Here is a 15,374-nt window from a genome sequence, read left to right as displayed (position 1 = left end):
ACCTCTATCTAATACACTTTAAATATAAGTAAATCCAGATTAATAGATTATCCAAATATGTTAATCTGCAACAGACTCGTTCATAAGACAGAAGAAAGGAAACACTGTGAACAATAAGATGAAGACAATTGTCCCTGCCGTACTTTTCGCCGCCTTTGCCAGCACCTCTGCATGGGCTGCCAGTAACGATACCGCCGCTCAACCGCTGGAAAAAGTCGCCCCTTATCCTAAGGCGGAAAAGGGTATGAAGCGCCAGGTTATCCAGCTTACCCCTGAGAAAGATGAATCTACTCTGAAAGTAGAACTGCTGATCGGACAAACGCTGGAAGTTGACTGTAACCAACACCGCCTGGGCGGAGAACTGGACAGCAAAACGCTGGAAGGTTGGGGATATGACTACTATGTCTTTGACAAAGTTACGTCTCCGGTTTCAACCATGATGGCCTGCCCGGACGGTAAGAAAGAGAAGAAATTCATTACTGCGCACCTGGGTGATGACGGCATGCTGCGTTACAACAGCAAGTTGCCGATTGTGGTCTATACCCCGGAAAACGTGGACGTTAAATACCGTATCTGGAAAGCAGAAGATAAAATTCAGGACGCAGTCGCGCGCTAAGTGAGAATGCGCTGGATGGCGGTGTACCGCCTTATTCGGCCTACAGACGCATGAACAATGCCGGATAAGCGCAGCAGCGCCATCCGGCATTTTATTTTACAGCGCGATATCCGCGACGGCTTTCTGCTCAGGCTGCGGTTGTGCCTGAGGTTTCAGCTGTGGTTTCGGCGCTTCATCAGCAACCTGCGGCTTGTCATATTTCAGACCCAGAACCTCACTGGTGTATTGCAGCTCTTGTTCCGTAGCCTCAACGTTACCGTTCAGCTTAGTACCATAAGACGGAATAATGGTTTTCAGCTTCGCCTGCCACTCTGGGCTGGCTACTTTATCTTTAAACACTTTTTCCATCAGATGCAGCATGATCGGTGCCGCGGTTGATGCGCCCGGAGAAGCTCCCAGCAGCGCAGCAATCGTGCCTTCTTTATCGCTGACGACTTCAGTGCCCAGACGCAGCACGCCGCCCTTCTCCGCATCGCTTTTGATGATCTGCACACGCTGGCCGGCCTGCCATAAACGCCAGTCTTCTTTTTTCGCCTGTGGATAATACTCTTGCAGCGAAGCAAAACGGTCGTCGTCGCTGAGCATCACCTGGCTCACCAGATATTTCACCAGATCGAAGTTATCCAGGCCCACGTTAACCATCGGCATAAAGTTCGAGGTGGTGGTCGAGCTGAGCAGATCCCACAATGAACCGTTTTTCAGGAACTTGGTGGAGAATGTTGCGAATGGCCCAAACAGTACAACGCGCTTGCCATCAAGGATACGGGTATCGATATGCGGTACGGACATCGGCGGCGCGCCAACGGAGGCCTGACCGTAAACTTTCGCCAGGTGGCGATTGACCACATCCGGGTTTTCCGCAACCAGGAACTGCCCGCCCACCGGGAATCCGGCATAGCCTTTCGCTTCCGGAATGTCGGTTTCCTGCAACAGCTTCAGCGCAGCGCCACCAGCACCGATAAAGACAAACTTCGCCTTGATATCGTGTTCCGCTTCGTTATTTTTCAGATCGGCGACCGTGACCGTCCAGCTATTGTCGGCATTACGCTTAAAGCCACGCACTTCGGTGCTCAACTGCAGCGCAAAGTTGGGCTTTTTCTGTAATGAGGTAATCAGTTGGCGCGTGATTTCGCCGTAGTTCACGTCAGTACCAATCTCGGTACGCGTGGCCGCAACTTTCTGCTGCGGATCGCGACCTTCCATGACCAGCGGCGCCCACTCTTTAATCTGCGCCTGGTCTTCGGAATAGCGCATACCACGGAATAGCGTGCTCTGCTGCAGTGCGGTGTAACGGGCACGCAGGAAGTTCACGTTCTCGTCACCCCAGACAAAACTCATGTGCGGAACGGTGGTGATAAACGAGCGTGGTTCATGCATTACGCCATTATTGACCTGATAGGCCCAAAACTGGCGGGAAATCTGGAAGGCTTCGTTAATTTCGACTGCCTTTTCAATGCTGATGCTACCGTCGGCCTTTTTAGGCGTGTAGTTCAGCTCCATCAGTGCGGAGTGGCCGGTTCCGGCGTTATTCCAGCCGTTTGAGCTTTCCTGCGCTACACCATCCAGTCGCTCAACCATGGTCATTGACCATTGCGGCTCCAGCTCCTGTAAATAGGTTCCCAGCGTGGCGCTCATGATGCCGCCGCCAATCAACAGTACATCCGTTTCCTGCTCTTCCGCCGCTTTCGCTTTTGCCGCCATCGAGACAACGTTCAGCCCTACAGCCATGGTGAAGAGCATGGCAGTCACTTTTTTCATAATGTTAATGCCTTACTTTTAGTATCGCTTTTTTGCTTTTAATGCAGGTGAAAATCGAGCGGCATCAACGGTAACACTTAAGTAAAAATAATTAAATATTGTTTATAAATTATATTTAATTTTTAAAAATGTTATTAATACGTTGATAGTTTATACGGTTATTGACAATCATTTCTGGAAACCAGTCCATCAGACGGGTACTATGCTGCGCTTTGCTATTCACCGCACGGATGCCTGTCGGTCTGCTGTATCAGGCCATTTTTGACCTGAGTGTAACTATGTCTGCAACTCAACATTCCTCTGCCGCAGTCGCGGACAACGCCACCCGCGCCGTCCTGTGCCAACCTCGTCTACTGGTTCGCGAAACGCTGGCCGGTGTGGTAACCGCCCTGGCGCTGATCCCGGAAGTGATCTCGTTTTCCGTGATCGCAGGCGTTGATCCTAAAGTCAGTCTGATAGCCTCGGTCGTACTGTGCCTGGCGATGTCTTTTTTAGGTGGTCGTCCGGCAATGGTTACCGCCGCTGCAGGATCGGTCGCGCTGGTGATTGGTCCGATGGTGCATCAACACGGCGTGCAATACATCCTGCCTGCAGTGGTGCTGGCCGGGATGATTCAGATCCTGTTTGGTGTATTGGGAATGGCACGTCTGATGCGATTCATCCCTACGGCCGTGATGACCGGCTTTGTTAACGCGCTGGGTATTTTGATTTTCTTTGCCCAGGTTCCACACTTCTGGGGCAAAAGCCCGCTCATCTGGGGGTTGTTTGTCCTGACGCTGCTGATTGTGCTGTGGGTTCCGAGGTTTATTAAAGCAATCCCCGCACCGCTTATCGCCATCGTGCTGCTGACCGTGTTCACTGTCACCAGCGGGCAACTGTTACCGACCGTCGGTGACGAAGGTTCAATGAGCGGTGGCCTGCCGGGTTTCACCCAGTTGTTGGTTCCGCTCAACCTGCAAACGCTGGCGATTATCTGGCCCTGCGCGCTGAGTATCGCTTTTGTTGGTTTGATGGAGTTGCTGTTAACCGCCCGTCTGGTGGATGACCTGACGGTGACGCCGTCGAATAAGAATCGCGAGAGTGCCGGGCTGGGGATAGCCAATATTCTGGCCGGATTTTATGGTGGTATTGCCGGGTGCGCGATGATTGGTCAAACCATCGTTAACGTCGAGATGGGCAAAGGACGCAGCCGCGTTTCGACGTTTGCCGCCGGACTGGTATTACTACTGTTAGTCACTGGGTTAAGCGAAGTGATGGCAGAAATACCCATGTCGGTGCTGGCGGGAATTATGGTGATTGTGGCGGTGAAAACCTTCAGCTGGCACAGCATCCAGCCCGCCACGCTGACGAAACTCCCCGTCACTGAAACGCTGGTGATGCTGGTGACCGTCGCTGCCACGGTTTCTACCGGCAACCTGGCGATTGGCGTGGTTGCCGGGGTGATGACGATGCTCATTCTGCCGCGTATCGTCAGACGCAAACGGGCGACTACATCAGAAACAGCGTCGCCAGACCGAGAAAAATAAAGAAACCGCCGGTATCAGTGATAGCGGTTATCATGACGCTCGAGCCGACCGCCGGGTCGCGCCCGAGCTTCACCATCGTCATCGGAATGATAACCCCCATCAACGCCGCCATCAGCAGATTGAGCATCATCGCCAGGGTCATCACACCGCCGAGCGCCATATCATCGTACAACCACCACGTAATACCGCCCATAATCCCGCCCCACACGAGGCCGTTGATTAGCGCCACGCCCATCTCGCGCAGGATGAGAAACGTCAGGTTCCCCGGCTGAATATTTTGCAGCGCCAGCGCGCGGACGATCATAGTGATAGTTTGATTCCCGGTATTGCCGCCGATACCCGCCACTATCGGCATCAGCGAGGCCAGCGCCACCAGTTGCGAAATCGTATGTTCAAAGCCGTCGATCACCCGCGAGGCGATAAAGGCGGTACAGAGGTTAACGGCCAACCATGCCCAGCGGGTTTTTACCGCTTTGGTAACAGGTGCGAACACGTCCTCTTCGGCGCTTAAGCCCCCCATTCGACGCAGATCGGTGTCGGTTTCTTCATAGACCACATCGACGATCTCATCAATGGTTAAACGGCCCATCAGTTTACCGGAAGGATCTACCACCGCGGCACTGACCAGGTTGTCACGTTCGAAAGTACGCGCAGCGTTTTCGGCGATATCTTCCGGAGAAAAGGTGAGCGGGTCATCTTCCATCACCTCGCTGACTTTTCGCTGCACGTCATTGAGCAAAATGCAGGTTAGCGTCAGTTCGCCAACCAGCACTTTATTGCGATCGGTCACGAAAAGTTTATCGGTGTTCTCCGGCATTTTCCCCAGCCGCCGCAGGTAGCGTTGCACCACTTCCAGCGTCACGTCCGGACGCACGGTGATGACTTCGAACTCCATGATCGCGCCGACGCTATTCTTCTCGTAGTGCAGCACCTGACGGACGCGCGCCCGCTCCTCGGCAGGTAACGTCGCCAGCAGTCGTCCCGTAAGGTTACGAGGGAGATGCTGGACCAGATAAATCTGTTCATCGATATCGAGATATTGCAGCGCATCCAGCAGCTCGCGGTCGCTCATCTCATCGATCAGGTCGTCCCAGACGTTTTCAGACGCCTCAAGCAAGACGTTACCGCGCTTTTCATTTTCGACCAGTCGCCACAGGGCATGGCGCTCTTCAGAGGGCAAAGCTTCGAGGGTATCAGCCAGGTCAGGCGGTGGCAGGTGAGCCACCAGCGCCCCTACCTCAGCAATATCGTCGGCTAAGGTACCGACGTCATATTGCTCAGCCAGGGTAAGCTTGCCCAACAGCGTTGAAATAATGGCTTTATCAGTGGTCAGCAGCCAGATGAGGCGCGCACGCTCTTCATCACGCAGTCTGGCGCTATTTTTGTTTATTACGGACATTAATCATAAATCCATGATATGAAATATCATTAATCATGATGCCGATTTATGTAAATAACAATAAACAGTGCCGCCGGGTGGCTAAAAAACCGGCGGCACGTGGGATCAGGCTGTGCGAGCCACCGCATCACGCGAGGCGGCGTCACGCTCATCGCCCAGCAGTTCACTCAACTGTCCGTTACGCATTTCCAGCAGGCGATCGGCGTGAATAAAATAGTGATCGTCGTGGCTGATGGCGAAAATGGTTTTCCCCATTTCCTGCATCAGCGGTAACAGGACCTGGTAGAACTCGCGGCGGAAATGGGGATCCTGATCGGCAGCCCATTCATCCAGCAGAATGATATCGCGCTCCTCCGCCAGGGCCAGCAGCAGCGCCACGCGTTTCTTCTGCCCTTTCGACAGCTTCAGATTGAGGATACGGCCATCACTCAGCTCCAGCTTATGACCCATCTTCAGATGCTCCAGCCACTTCGCGACCAGCTGCGGATTAGCCTCTTTACCTTCCGGCCCCAGCAGTTTGTCGAACAGCCAGACGTCGGTAAACACGGCGGAGAATAGCTTGCGATAGTCTTCCGGTTTTTCAACAGCGACGCTCTTGCCATCAAGCAATATCTCGCCTGACTGCGGCTGGTATAGACCGGTCAGTAACATCGCCAGAGTAGATTTCCCGCTACCGTTGCCGCCAATCAGGAAGATCAGTTCACCGCGATGAATCGTCAGATTCACCGGCCCTACGGAAAACGCATTATCCTGATAGTGGAAAACCACGTTGCGCAACTCCAGCGTTTGCCAGTTGGGAAACGCGGTTGGGCGTGGGAATTCGGCCTTAAAAGGTGCCAGTGCGAACTTATTCAGCTTATTGAAAGCCACCTGCGCGGTAAGCAGTGTCGGCAGCGCGCCAACGGCAGAGAGCAGCGGCGTACGCAGGAATAACAGCGTCAGAGAATAGGTCGCCGCCACGGCGGTATCAGCCCATCCCAGACTGTTAGCCATCCAGAACACCAGGCCAATGGCACCCAGCATCATAATGTTCGACCAGTTAACCGCGCTCAGGTGGAAGGTATCGGCACGGATAATGTGGTGGCGATACTCTTTGGCATCGGGGACGTACATCTGATTAAAGATATGCTCGGCGCGCTCGCGGTTGAGCGTCAGCTCTTTGCGCCCTTCCAGCACCGTCTGATAATCGTTGTACAATTTGTCTTCAGTTTCGCGCAAGGTGGCCATGTGTTTATACACCCGCGCGACCAGCACAAATCCGCCCCAGATGGTGATTGCCATCCAGATTGCCGTTACCAGCAGCATTTTGGTCGACAGCATCGCCAGATACGCCGCCGATCCGATGGTCAGGATAATCCCCTGTACCAGTTCAGGCAGACGAACAAAGGCGATGGTGATGTTGCGGATATCACTGGTTAAACCGGCCAGCAACGAGGCACTGCCAACCTGTTCGATACGCTCGACGTGGGTATCGAGAATACGTTTGATAAATTCGCTACGCAGCCGGTAGACAAAGTGGTGACCCAACGTGGTCAACGCCAGCTGAGAGCCGAGAGTGACAACCATCAACAGCAGCAGCAGGCCAAGAAACTCCGGTAGCACCATCAGAGTGGTGTCGACCGTTTCAATCAAGCGCTGGTTGATAAACGCAATCAGCCCAATCCCCAACGCGGCGCTGGCGAGGCTGAGCGCCATCACGCTGATAAATGGCCAGCGATACTGCCGCCAGACAAGAAGTAAAAGTTCCATGCACACAACCCGGACAAGTAATAACAGCCCGCAGTTTAAACATCTCTTCGCTGACAGCAATAATAATTCTTATTTTTATTCTTTTTTACCCGCCTGACGAAACGTCAGGTTGTAACGACAGTCTCCGGTTAATGGGTGATACCCTGTTTTAAGCGGCTGGATCCCATGATAAAACAGCCGCGAATTACCGCCCCATACCACGACATCGCCATGTTCCAACAGCAAACGCTTTAAAGGGTCATTACGGCGCAATCCGCCAAATTGAAAGATGGCCGGCAGCCCTAACGACACGGAGACAATCGGCGCCCGCAGGTCGGGCTCGTCTTTATCCTGATGTAAGGACAGTTTTGCCCCTGGCGTGTAGCGGTTAATCAGGCAGGCATCGGGTTGAAAATCAGCATAGTCCGCCGCCGTCGCCGCCTGTTGGCACAAATCAGCGAACGCATCCGGTAGCGGCGGCCAGCGCGTGCCGGTGAGTGGATCAAACGGAGAATAAAGATAGCCATGCTGATCCGTCGTCCAGCCCAGATGACCGCAGTTGGTCATCGCCACCGACATCGTATAGCCGCCGGGCGTTACCATCTGACGAAACGGCGACTGTCTGGCGACAGCCGCTATCGCCTGCAGTAAAGTGGGCGCAGAGTCAAAAGCGAAACGTCGCAGAATAACCGCACCTGAAGCCAGCGGCTCCTGCCAGGGTTTAGCATCCGCAAAGAGATCGAGCATTATGTTTCCTCGCCAGTAGTTTCCCGTTGCAGTAACTGCGCCTTGCGCGCAATACCCCATCGGTAGCCCGAAAGTGCGCCATCGCCACGGATCACCCGGTGACACGGGATAACAATCGCCAGTTTGTTGGCCCCACAGGCACTGGCCACCGCGCGCACCGCCTTCGGTTTGCCGATGGCGCTGGCCAGCTGTTGGTAGCTCACAGTTTCGCCGCACGGAATTGTGCGCAGCGCCTGCCACACCTGCTGCTGAAATGCGGTGCCCCGGATATCCAGGGGTAGCGATAGCGACGCGTCACGCGAGTTGATCGCGGCGATCACTTCGCACACGCGCTGCTGAAAATCGGCATCTGCAGGAACATCCTGCGCGGCGGGAAACAGCTCATGCAATTCCGCAGCTAACGTGGCGTCATCATCACCAAGTAAGATGGCACAGATACCCCGCTCGCTTTCAGCCACCAGACAACGACCCAGAGCGCAATCTGCGAGGGTATAGCGTACAGAAACGTTGTCGCCACCTTTACGAAATTGCTTTGCGGTCATGCCTAACGTCTGATCCGCTTTGCGGTAATAGCTGCTGCTGTCGGGGAATCCGGCGTTGAGAATCGCCTGCGTAACCGGAACACCTTTCGCCAGGGCATCGCGCAGACGGCGGGCACGCCATGATTGTTGCCACACTTTCGGGGTCATGCCCGTCGTGGCTTTAAACAGACGATGCAAGTGATACGGGCTCATCGCCACCTGCTGTGCCAGCTCGTCCAGCGTAAGAGGTGACTCTTGCTCCAACAACTGGCAAGCGCGGGCAATTTTGTCCAGCCGATGCTGTTGCGCGCTGTCTTTATCCGGCTGGCAGCGCTTACAGGGGCGAAACCCGGCAGCCTGCGCCTGCTGAGCATCGGCGAAAAAACGGACATTTTTGCGCAGCGCATGTTTTGCCCGACAGGACGGACGGCAGAAAATACCGGTGGTCTGGACGGCAAAAACAAACTGACCGTCAGCGTCGGCGTCGCGATCCACAACGGACTGCCAACGGTCATCGTCAGTGATGCGTAAACGATTTTTCATTTCGGACTCCTTTGTTAAGCATAGCGCTTAGCCTCAGTGTGTCCCCATCGTCGGGCATAAAAACCCGCAATCTTGCTTTTTAATTTTTTTCGCTGACCAGAAAGCTCTTAAACTGCGGCGACATCCAGGTTTTAAACCCCTCGCCCTCTTTCACAATCATATAGACCGCCAGCCCTTCACGACGCACGACTTCTTTGGCCTTTTCCGGGCCGAGCACCATCAATCCTGTATCCCAGCCATCGGCTTCCAGCGCCGTTGGCGCAATCACCGTTACGGACACCAGATTATGTTCGATCGGGCGACCGGTTTGCGGATCGATAACATGGGAAAGGCGCTTACCGTCCAGCTCATAATAGTTCCGGTAACTGCCGGAGGTGCTAATGCCGTGCCCGTTAATGTCGACAATCGCCTGGACCGCGTTTTCACGATCGGTGGGTTTCTGGATCGCCACTCGCCACGGATGCCCTTCAGCATTCATTCCCCTGCTGTTCAGCGCACCACCAACGGAAACCAGATAACGGGCGATCCCTTCTTGCTCCATCAATCGAGCCAGATGATCGGCAGCGTACCCTTCGCCAACGGTAGAGAGATCCACATAAAGATCCGGCAAGTCTTTTTGCAGGTAGTTCTGATGCGCTTCATTCACCACTTTCAGGTGAGAAAGTCCGGTTTGCGCTTTTGCAGCATCAATTTGCCCCTGGGTGGGAATATGCAACGGTTGCTGATCCGGGCCAAAGCCCCACAGGTTGACTAACGGCCCCACGGTGATATCCATGGCCCCATCGGTTTTTGCACCAATGCGTAGCGCCGAGGTCACGATATCCGCCATGGCGTCGTTAACCGGCCACGGCGACAGGCTTTTCGACAGGTTAAAGCGCATTAACGCAGAATCGTTTTTATAGGTGGAGAGCAGTTGATCATCGGCATCAAGCTGAGCCTGGATCTTGGCCTGCAGTTCCCTGGCGCGTTTGGCATCTACGCCTACCGCACTGACCCGCCAGAAAGTGCCCATCGTTTTACCTTCCAGAACAGTGGCAGGTGTTGTGGTCTGAGCAGGTTTCGGGGCCTCATCGCACCCGACAAAAAAGATCGTCACAGCCAGCAATGCTGCGCGATAAAAATTCATTTCCATACGTAATTATCCTCATGCGAACGGGCGCAAGAGTACACCAAAAATCGTTGTTTGTACGGCGAAAAAACGGCATTAAAAAAGGCCCCGCAGGGCCTTTGATAGACATAATGTAGATTAGAACTGGTAAACCAGACCCAGTGCTACGATGTCATCGGTAGAGATACCAGCACGTTGGGTGAACTGATTGTCGTCCAGCAGGTTGATTTTGTAATCAACATAGGTGGACATGTTTTTGTTGAAGTAGTAGGTTGCGCCAACATCAACATATTTCAGGATATCCTGGTCGCCGTAGCCATTGTCCAGGTCTTTACCTTTGGACTGCAGGTAAGCCACGGACGGACGCAGACCGAAGTCGAACTGGTACTGCGCAACAGCTTCGAAGTTCTGTGCTTTGTTAGCCCAGCCCAGGTTACCTGCACGCGTTGCGTTGTAGGTCTGGGTGTACTGTGCTGCCAGGTACACGTTGTTTGCGTCGTATTTCAGACCACCAGTATAGGTTTCAGCACGGTCGCCAGTACCGAAGTTCAGCTTGTTCTGCTCGTCAGTACGTTTGGAGCTGGTGACAGCAGTACCCAGTGCGAAGCCTTCACCGATATCATAAGTGATAGATCCACCAACGCCGTCGCCATTCTGACGCAGTGCATCACGACCGTTGCCGGTCACACCAGTCATACCTTCGCCTTCCGGGCTACCGTTTTTACCCTGGTACTGCAGGGCAAAGTTCAGGCCATCAACCAGACCGAAGAAGTCGGTGTTACGGTAGGTCGCGAAGCCGTTACCACGCTGCTGCATGAAGTTGTCAGAACCGTAGGTGTCGCCGCCGAATTCCGGCAGAACGTCGGTCCAGGACGTTACGTCGTAAACTACGCCGTAGTTACGACCGTAGTCGAAAGAACCTACGTCAGCGAATTTCAGACCCGCAAACGCCACACGAGTCCAGGAGTTGTTCTCAGATTCAGGCGCGTTACCCTGAATCTGGTATTCCCACTGGCCGTAACCGGTCAGTTGGTCGTTAACCTGAGTTTCGCCTTTGAAGCCGATACGCATGTAAGTCTTGTCACCATCATCACCTTTGTTGTCGGAGAAATAGTGCAGACCGTCGACTTTACCGTACAGATCTAATTTGTTGCCGTCTTTGTTATAAATTTCAGCCGCATTCGCTGCGCCTGCTACCAGCAGTGCTGGTACCAGGAGGGACAGTACTTTAACTTTCATGTTATTAACCCTCTGTTATATGCCTTTATTGCTTTTTTATGCCACTGCATACTGATTAAGGTCATTAACCAGTCGGCAACTTCATTCTCCGCAAAAACACAGAATAATCCAACACGAATATGATACTAAAACTTTTAAGGTGTTTCATTTATCGGTATAGATGTTTCAAAATATTAATGCAAGGGAACTTTTTTAAAATCAAAAAACAGGAAAAATAAGCACAAATAATCAAGAATCATTTAAATAATCTTCAAAATCAACGAATTACACAAAAACATCTTATAGCACTGAATGACAAAACAAAATCTTCACTCGCAACTAAAATAGACCCGCTATCATCATTAACTTTATTTATTACCGTCATTCATTTATGAATGTCTGTTTACCCCTATTTCAACCGAATGCTCAGCGTTCGGTTTTTTTTTACCCTTCTTTACACAAAACTTACCTTTCTGTGCTACCGATGCAAAACTATAACGACTATTAACTATCTCAGGCGTCGCGATCAGATATAAGTTTGAGAAATAATTTCTTGTTATTTAATGCTAAATGTATACATTCCGTACGAATATTTGTACCCGCCTTTATCTTCTGTACACCTTTGCATCGTAATGGCTACAACAAAATCAGGCGCAAAGAATGCAGGCCAGGCGGCGCGGTGTAAGTGTGGTAATTCATACATTACCCTTTATACTGCCCTTTCATCTTTCGCGTCGTTTAACAGGTCATAAACACGAATGAGTCAGTCTGACACAACGGTTTCCACCCGATTCTCCCTGTTGCCAGGAAGTATTACCCGTTTCTTCTTATTACTGATCGTTGTGCTGTTGGTGATGATGGGCGTGATGGTCCAGAGCGCCGTCAACACCTGGTTAAAAGATAAGAGCTATCAGATTGTCGATATTACCCATGCCATTCATAAAAGGGTCGATACCTGGCGATACGTGACCTGGCAAATCTATGACAATATTGCCGCCTCAACCAGTTCGTCGGGTGCAGAAGGGCTGCAGGAAACACGTCTGAAACAAGACGTCTATTATCTCGAGAAGCCGCGCAGAAAGACCGAGGCGCTGATTTTCGGTTCGCATGACAGTTCTACATTGGAAATGTCCCAGCGCATTTCAACGTATCTGGACACGTTGTGGGGCGCAGAGAACATCCCATGGTCAATGTATTACCTGAATGGTCAGGACAACAGCCTGATCCTAATCTCGACGTTACCGCTGAAAGATCTTACCTCCGGTTTTAAAGAATCGACGATTGGGAATATTGTCGATTCCCGGCGCGCTGAGATGCTGCAACAGGCTAATGCGCTAGATGAACGTGAAAGCTTCTCTTCGCTGCGCCGTCTGGCCTGGCAGAACGGGCATTACTTCACGCTACGCACGACCTTTAATCAGCCAGGACATCTGGCAACGGTTGTTGCTTTTGACCTGCCGATTAATGACTTGATCCCGCCCGGTATGCCACTGGACAGTTTCCATCTGGAACCTGATGCCACCTCAACGACCGAGCACCTGAATGAAAAAGAGTCGCCTGACAGCGTCAGCATTAATTTCAACAACAGTAAAATTGAGATCTCTTCGGCGCTAAACTCAACGGATATGCGACTGGTGTGGCAGGTTCCGTTTGGCTCATTGCTGCTCGACACATTGCAAAGCATCCTGCTACCGCTTTTGCTGAATATTGCGTTGCTGGCTCTGGCGCTGTTTGGCTATACCACCTTTCGCCATCTCCCTGCCCGTTCCACCCAAGTGGCGCCAAACCTTGCGGCAAATAATGAACTGCGCGTTCTGCGCGCAATCAATGAAGAGATTGTTTCCCTTCTGCCGCTGGGATTACTGGTACACGATCAGGAAGCAAACCGTACGGTTATCAGCAATAAAATTGCCGACCACCTGCTGCCGCATTTAAATCTGCAAAACATTACCAATATGGCAGAACAGCATCAGGGAGTGATTCAGGCCACCATCAATAATGAACTGTATGAAATCAGATTGTTTCGCAGCCAGATCTCCCCGAGAACGCAGATCTTTATCATTCGTGACCAGGACCGCGAGGTGCTGGTCAATAAGAAGCTGAAACAAGCACAGCGGCTGTATGAGAAAAACCAGCAGGCTCGCGCGGCCTTTATGCAGAATATTGGCAGCGCACTGAAAGACCCCGTAAAAACGTTGGCTGACAATGCCGCCGCGCTCAACACACCAGACAGCCAGAAACTGGCCAATCAGGCCGACGTTCTGGTGCGCATGGTAGACGAAATCCAGCTAGCCAACCTGCTGGAGAACGATGCCTGGAAAGGTGAATCTACACTGTTTTCCGTGCAGGCATTAATTGACGACGTTGTTCCGGAGGTTCTACCGGCTATTAAGCGTAAAGGGCTGCAGCTGCTGATTAAAAATCACCTAAGCGCCCATGACGAACGCCGTGGCGATCGCGATGCCTTGCGCCGTATTTTGCTGCTGTTGATCCAATATGCGGTAACGACCACGCAGATTGGTAAAATCACGCTGGAAGTCGACCAGGATGAGTCAGAGGCTGAACGCCTGACCTTCCGCATTCTGGATACCGGGGAAGGCGTCACATTGCATGAAGTTGATAATCTCCATTTCCCATTCATTAATGACACGCAGGGCGATCGGTATGGCAAAGCCAACCCGCTGACGTTCTGGTTGTGCGATCAGTTAGCCCGTAAGCTTGGCGGACACCTGAATATCAAAGCGCGGGAAGAACTTGGAACACGTTATATTGTCCATGTTAAAATGCCGCTGCACGATCAACATGCTGATAGTGAAGAGCGCCTGTTGGATGACGTCTGCGTAATGGTTGATGTCACCTCAAATGACGTACGTAGCATTGTATTACGTCAGCTGGAAAACTGGGGGGCAACCTGCATCACGCCCGATGAACGGTTGAATAGTCAAGAATATGATCTCTTTTTAACGGATAATCCGTCTAATCTTACTGCCTCAGGCCTACTTTTAAGCGATGATGAGTCTGGCGTACGGAAAATTGGCCCTGGCCAACTGCGCGTCAACTTTAATATGAGCAATGCTATGCAGGAAGCTGTCCTTGAGCTGATTGAAGAGCAGCTGGCACAAGAAGAGTTCCAGGAACTCCCCCTCGGCGGAGATGAAAACGCCGAACTTCATGCCAGTGGTTACTACGCTCTCTTTGTAGACACAGTACCGGATGATGTTAAGAGGTTGTATACTGAGGCGGCTATCAGCGATTTCGCTGCGTTAGCCCAAACGGCCCATCGCCTGAAAGGCGTGTTTGCCATGCTTAATCTGGTACCCGGCAAGCAGTTATGTGAAGCGCTGGAACATCTTATTCAAGAAAAAGATGCTCCAGGTATAGAAAAATACATCAGCGACATTGACGTTTACGTCAAGAGCTTGCTGTAGCAAGGTAGCCCAATACATGAACACTATGAACGTAATTATTGCCGATGACCACCCGATTGTACTGTTCGGTATTCGTAAATCACTTGAGCAAATCGAGTGGGTAAATGTTGTCGGCGAATTTGAAGACTCCACTGCACTGATCAACAATTTGCCTAAGTTGGATGCGCATGTGTTGATTACCGACCTCTCCATGCCGGGAGATAAATACGGTGATGGGATCACGTTAATTAAATATATCAAGCGTCATTTCCCGAGCCTGTCGATTATCGTTCTGACCATGAACAATAATCCGGCGATCCTGAGTGCGGTACTGGATCTCGATATTGAAGGGATCGTACTGAAGCAAGGTGCGCCAACCGACCTGCCAAAAGCGTTGGCCGCGCTGCAGAAAGGTAAGAAATTTACCCCGGAAAGCGTGTCTCGTCTGCTGGAGAAAATCAGCGCCAGCGGCTATGGCGACAAACGTCTGTCACCGAAAGAGAGTGAAGTTCTGCGCTTGTTTGCCGAAGGTTTCCTGGTTACTGAGATCGCCAAAAAGCTCAACCGCAGCATTAAAACCATCAGCAGCCAGAAAAAATCGGCAATGATGAAGCTCGGTGTGGAAAACGATATCGCACTGTTGAATTACCTCTCCTCCGTGACGCTAAGTCCGTCAGACAAAGAGTAATTCTTTATCACGTCAAAATGCCTGATGGCGCTGCGTTTATCAGGCCTACGAACAAACAGCATCGTGCACGTTTCGTAGGCCAGATAAGACTAACGCCGCCATCCGGCTCTTTTAT

Annotated in this window: 11 protein-coding genes; 4 read left to right on the top strand and 7 right to left on the bottom strand. The window is 51.9% G+C overall.

Going from position 1 to position 15,374, the window contains the following annotated elements:
- Positions 1-118 precede the first annotated feature (118 nt).
- Positions 119-616, top strand: coding sequence for a serine protease inhibitor ecotin (eco, locus tag OGY83_RS23325; protein WP_048216405.1), 498 nt, complete (start codon positions 119-121; stop codon positions 614-616).
- Positions 617-712: 96 nt separating this feature from the next.
- Here the strand turns inward: eco and mqo are convergent, their stop codons facing one another.
- Positions 713-2,374: a malate dehydrogenase (quinone) gene (gene mqo, locus OGY83_RS23320; RefSeq protein ID WP_286637005.1), complete on the bottom strand. Its 1,662-nt coding sequence runs from the start codon at positions 2,372-2,374 to the stop codon at positions 713-715.
- Positions 2,375-2,652: 278 nt separating this feature from the next.
- Between mqo and OGY83_RS23315 the strand changes: the two genes are divergently transcribed.
- On the top strand, positions 2,653-3,900 hold the full coding sequence (locus tag OGY83_RS23315) for a SulP family inorganic anion transporter (protein ID WP_286637004.1): 1,248 nt from the start codon (positions 2,653-2,655) through the stop codon (positions 3,898-3,900).
- On the opposite strand, the gene mgtE is transcribed toward OGY83_RS23315, so the two are convergent.
- The 6 genes from mgtE to OGY83_RS23285 all read right to left on the bottom strand — a co-directional run bounded on the left by mgtE (position 3,863) and on the right by OGY83_RS23285 (position 11,185).
- On the bottom strand, positions 3,863-5,299 hold the full coding sequence (gene mgtE / locus OGY83_RS23310) for a magnesium transporter (RefSeq protein ID WP_079937672.1): 1,437 nt from the start codon (positions 5,297-5,299) through the stop codon (positions 3,863-3,865). The genes OGY83_RS23315 and mgtE overlap by 38 nt on opposite strands.
- Positions 5,300-5,404: 105 nt before the next feature.
- Positions 5,405-7,048 carry a multidrug ABC transporter permease/ATP-binding protein gene (locus OGY83_RS23305; RefSeq protein ID WP_123267588.1) on the bottom strand — a complete coding sequence of 548 codons (1,644 nt, stop codon included), beginning with the start codon at positions 7,046-7,048 and terminating at the stop codon, positions 5,405-5,407.
- 75 nt (positions 7,049-7,123) lie between these two features.
- A complete protein-coding gene (gene alkB / locus OGY83_RS23300) occupies positions 7,124-7,774 on the bottom strand; it encodes a DNA oxidative demethylase AlkB (protein WP_194210577.1) in 651 nt (216 codons plus the stop codon).
- Positions 7,774-8,838, bottom strand: coding sequence for a bifunctional DNA-binding transcriptional regulator/O6-methylguanine-DNA methyltransferase Ada (gene ada, locus OGY83_RS23295; RefSeq protein WP_079937675.1), 1,065 nt, complete (start codon positions 8,836-8,838; stop codon positions 7,774-7,776). The genes alkB and ada overlap by 1 nt, the downstream gene beginning before the upstream one ends.
- Before the next feature lie 79 nt (positions 8,839-8,917).
- Entirely contained in the window at positions 8,918-9,970 is a 1,053-nt protein-coding gene (apbE, locus tag OGY83_RS23290; protein WP_286637003.1) for an FAD:protein FMN transferase ApbE, read from the bottom strand.
- 114 nt (positions 9,971-10,084) lie between these two features.
- Entirely contained in the window at positions 10,085-11,185 is a 1,101-nt protein-coding gene (locus OGY83_RS23285) for a porin OmpC (RefSeq protein ID WP_191214237.1), read from the bottom strand.
- A 737-nt stretch (positions 11,186-11,922) separates the two neighbouring features.
- On the opposite strand from OGY83_RS23285, the gene rcsD reads away from it, so the two are divergent.
- Together rcsD and rcsB are read left to right on the top strand one after the other, a co-directional pair.
- Entirely contained in the window at positions 11,923-14,592 is a 2,670-nt protein-coding gene (gene rcsD, locus OGY83_RS23280; RefSeq protein ID WP_123267592.1) for a phosphotransferase RcsD, read from the top strand.
- A gap of 16 nt (positions 14,593-14,608) precedes the next feature.
- The gene (gene rcsB / locus OGY83_RS23275) at positions 14,609-15,259 is read left to right on the top strand and encodes a response regulator transcription factor RcsB (protein WP_003027592.1); all 651 of its coding nucleotides are present in this window, start codon (positions 14,609-14,611) and stop codon (positions 15,257-15,259) included.
- Positions 15,260-15,374 lie beyond the last annotated feature (115 nt).

Origin of the sequence: Citrobacter sp. Cpo090 (assembly GCF_030332665.1) — a bacterium.
GTDB classification, from domain to species: domain Bacteria; phylum Pseudomonadota; class Gammaproteobacteria; order Enterobacterales; family Enterobacteriaceae; genus Citrobacter; species Citrobacter portucalensis.
Note: the sequence above shows the minus strand (reverse complement) of the source record. Positions and strands in the feature narration are given on the sequence as shown.

Bases quoted from the DNA above. Each gene is read 5' to 3' on its own strand.
- rcsB (WP_003027592.1), top strand. From the start codon at position 14,609: ATGAACACTATGAACGTAATTATTGCCGATGACCACCCGATTGTACTG.
- mqo (WP_286637005.1), bottom strand. From the start codon at position 2,374: ATGAAAAAAGTGACTGCCATGCTCTTCACCATGGCTGTAGGGCTGAAC.
- OGY83_RS23315 (WP_286637004.1), top strand. From the start codon at position 2,653: ATGTCTGCAACTCAACATTCCTCTGCCGCAGTCGCGGACAACGCCACC.
- eco (WP_048216405.1), top strand. From the start codon at position 119: ATGAAGACAATTGTCCCTGCCGTACTTTTCGCCGCCTTTGCCAGCACC.
- ada (WP_079937675.1), bottom strand. From the start codon at position 8,838: ATGAAAAATCGTTTACGCATCACTGACGATGACCGTTGGCAGTCCGTT.
- mgtE (WP_079937672.1), bottom strand. From the start codon at position 5,299: ATGTCCGTAATAAACAAAAATAGCGCCAGACTGCGTGATGAAGAGCGT.
- apbE (WP_286637003.1), bottom strand. From the start codon at position 9,970: ATGGAAATGAATTTTTATCGCGCAGCATTGCTGGCTGTGACGATCTTT.
- alkB (WP_194210577.1), bottom strand. From the start codon at position 7,774: ATGCTCGATCTCTTTGCGGATGCTAAACCCTGGCAGGAGCCGCTGGCT.
- OGY83_RS23285 (WP_191214237.1), bottom strand. From the start codon at position 11,185: ATGAAAGTTAAAGTACTGTCCCTCCTGGTACCAGCACTGCTGGTAGCA.
- OGY83_RS23305 (WP_123267588.1), bottom strand. From the start codon at position 7,048: ATGGAACTTTTACTTCTTGTCTGGCGGCAGTATCGCTGGCCATTTATC.
- rcsD (WP_123267592.1), top strand. From the start codon at position 11,923: ATGAGTCAGTCTGACACAACGGTTTCCACCCGATTCTCCCTGTTGCCA.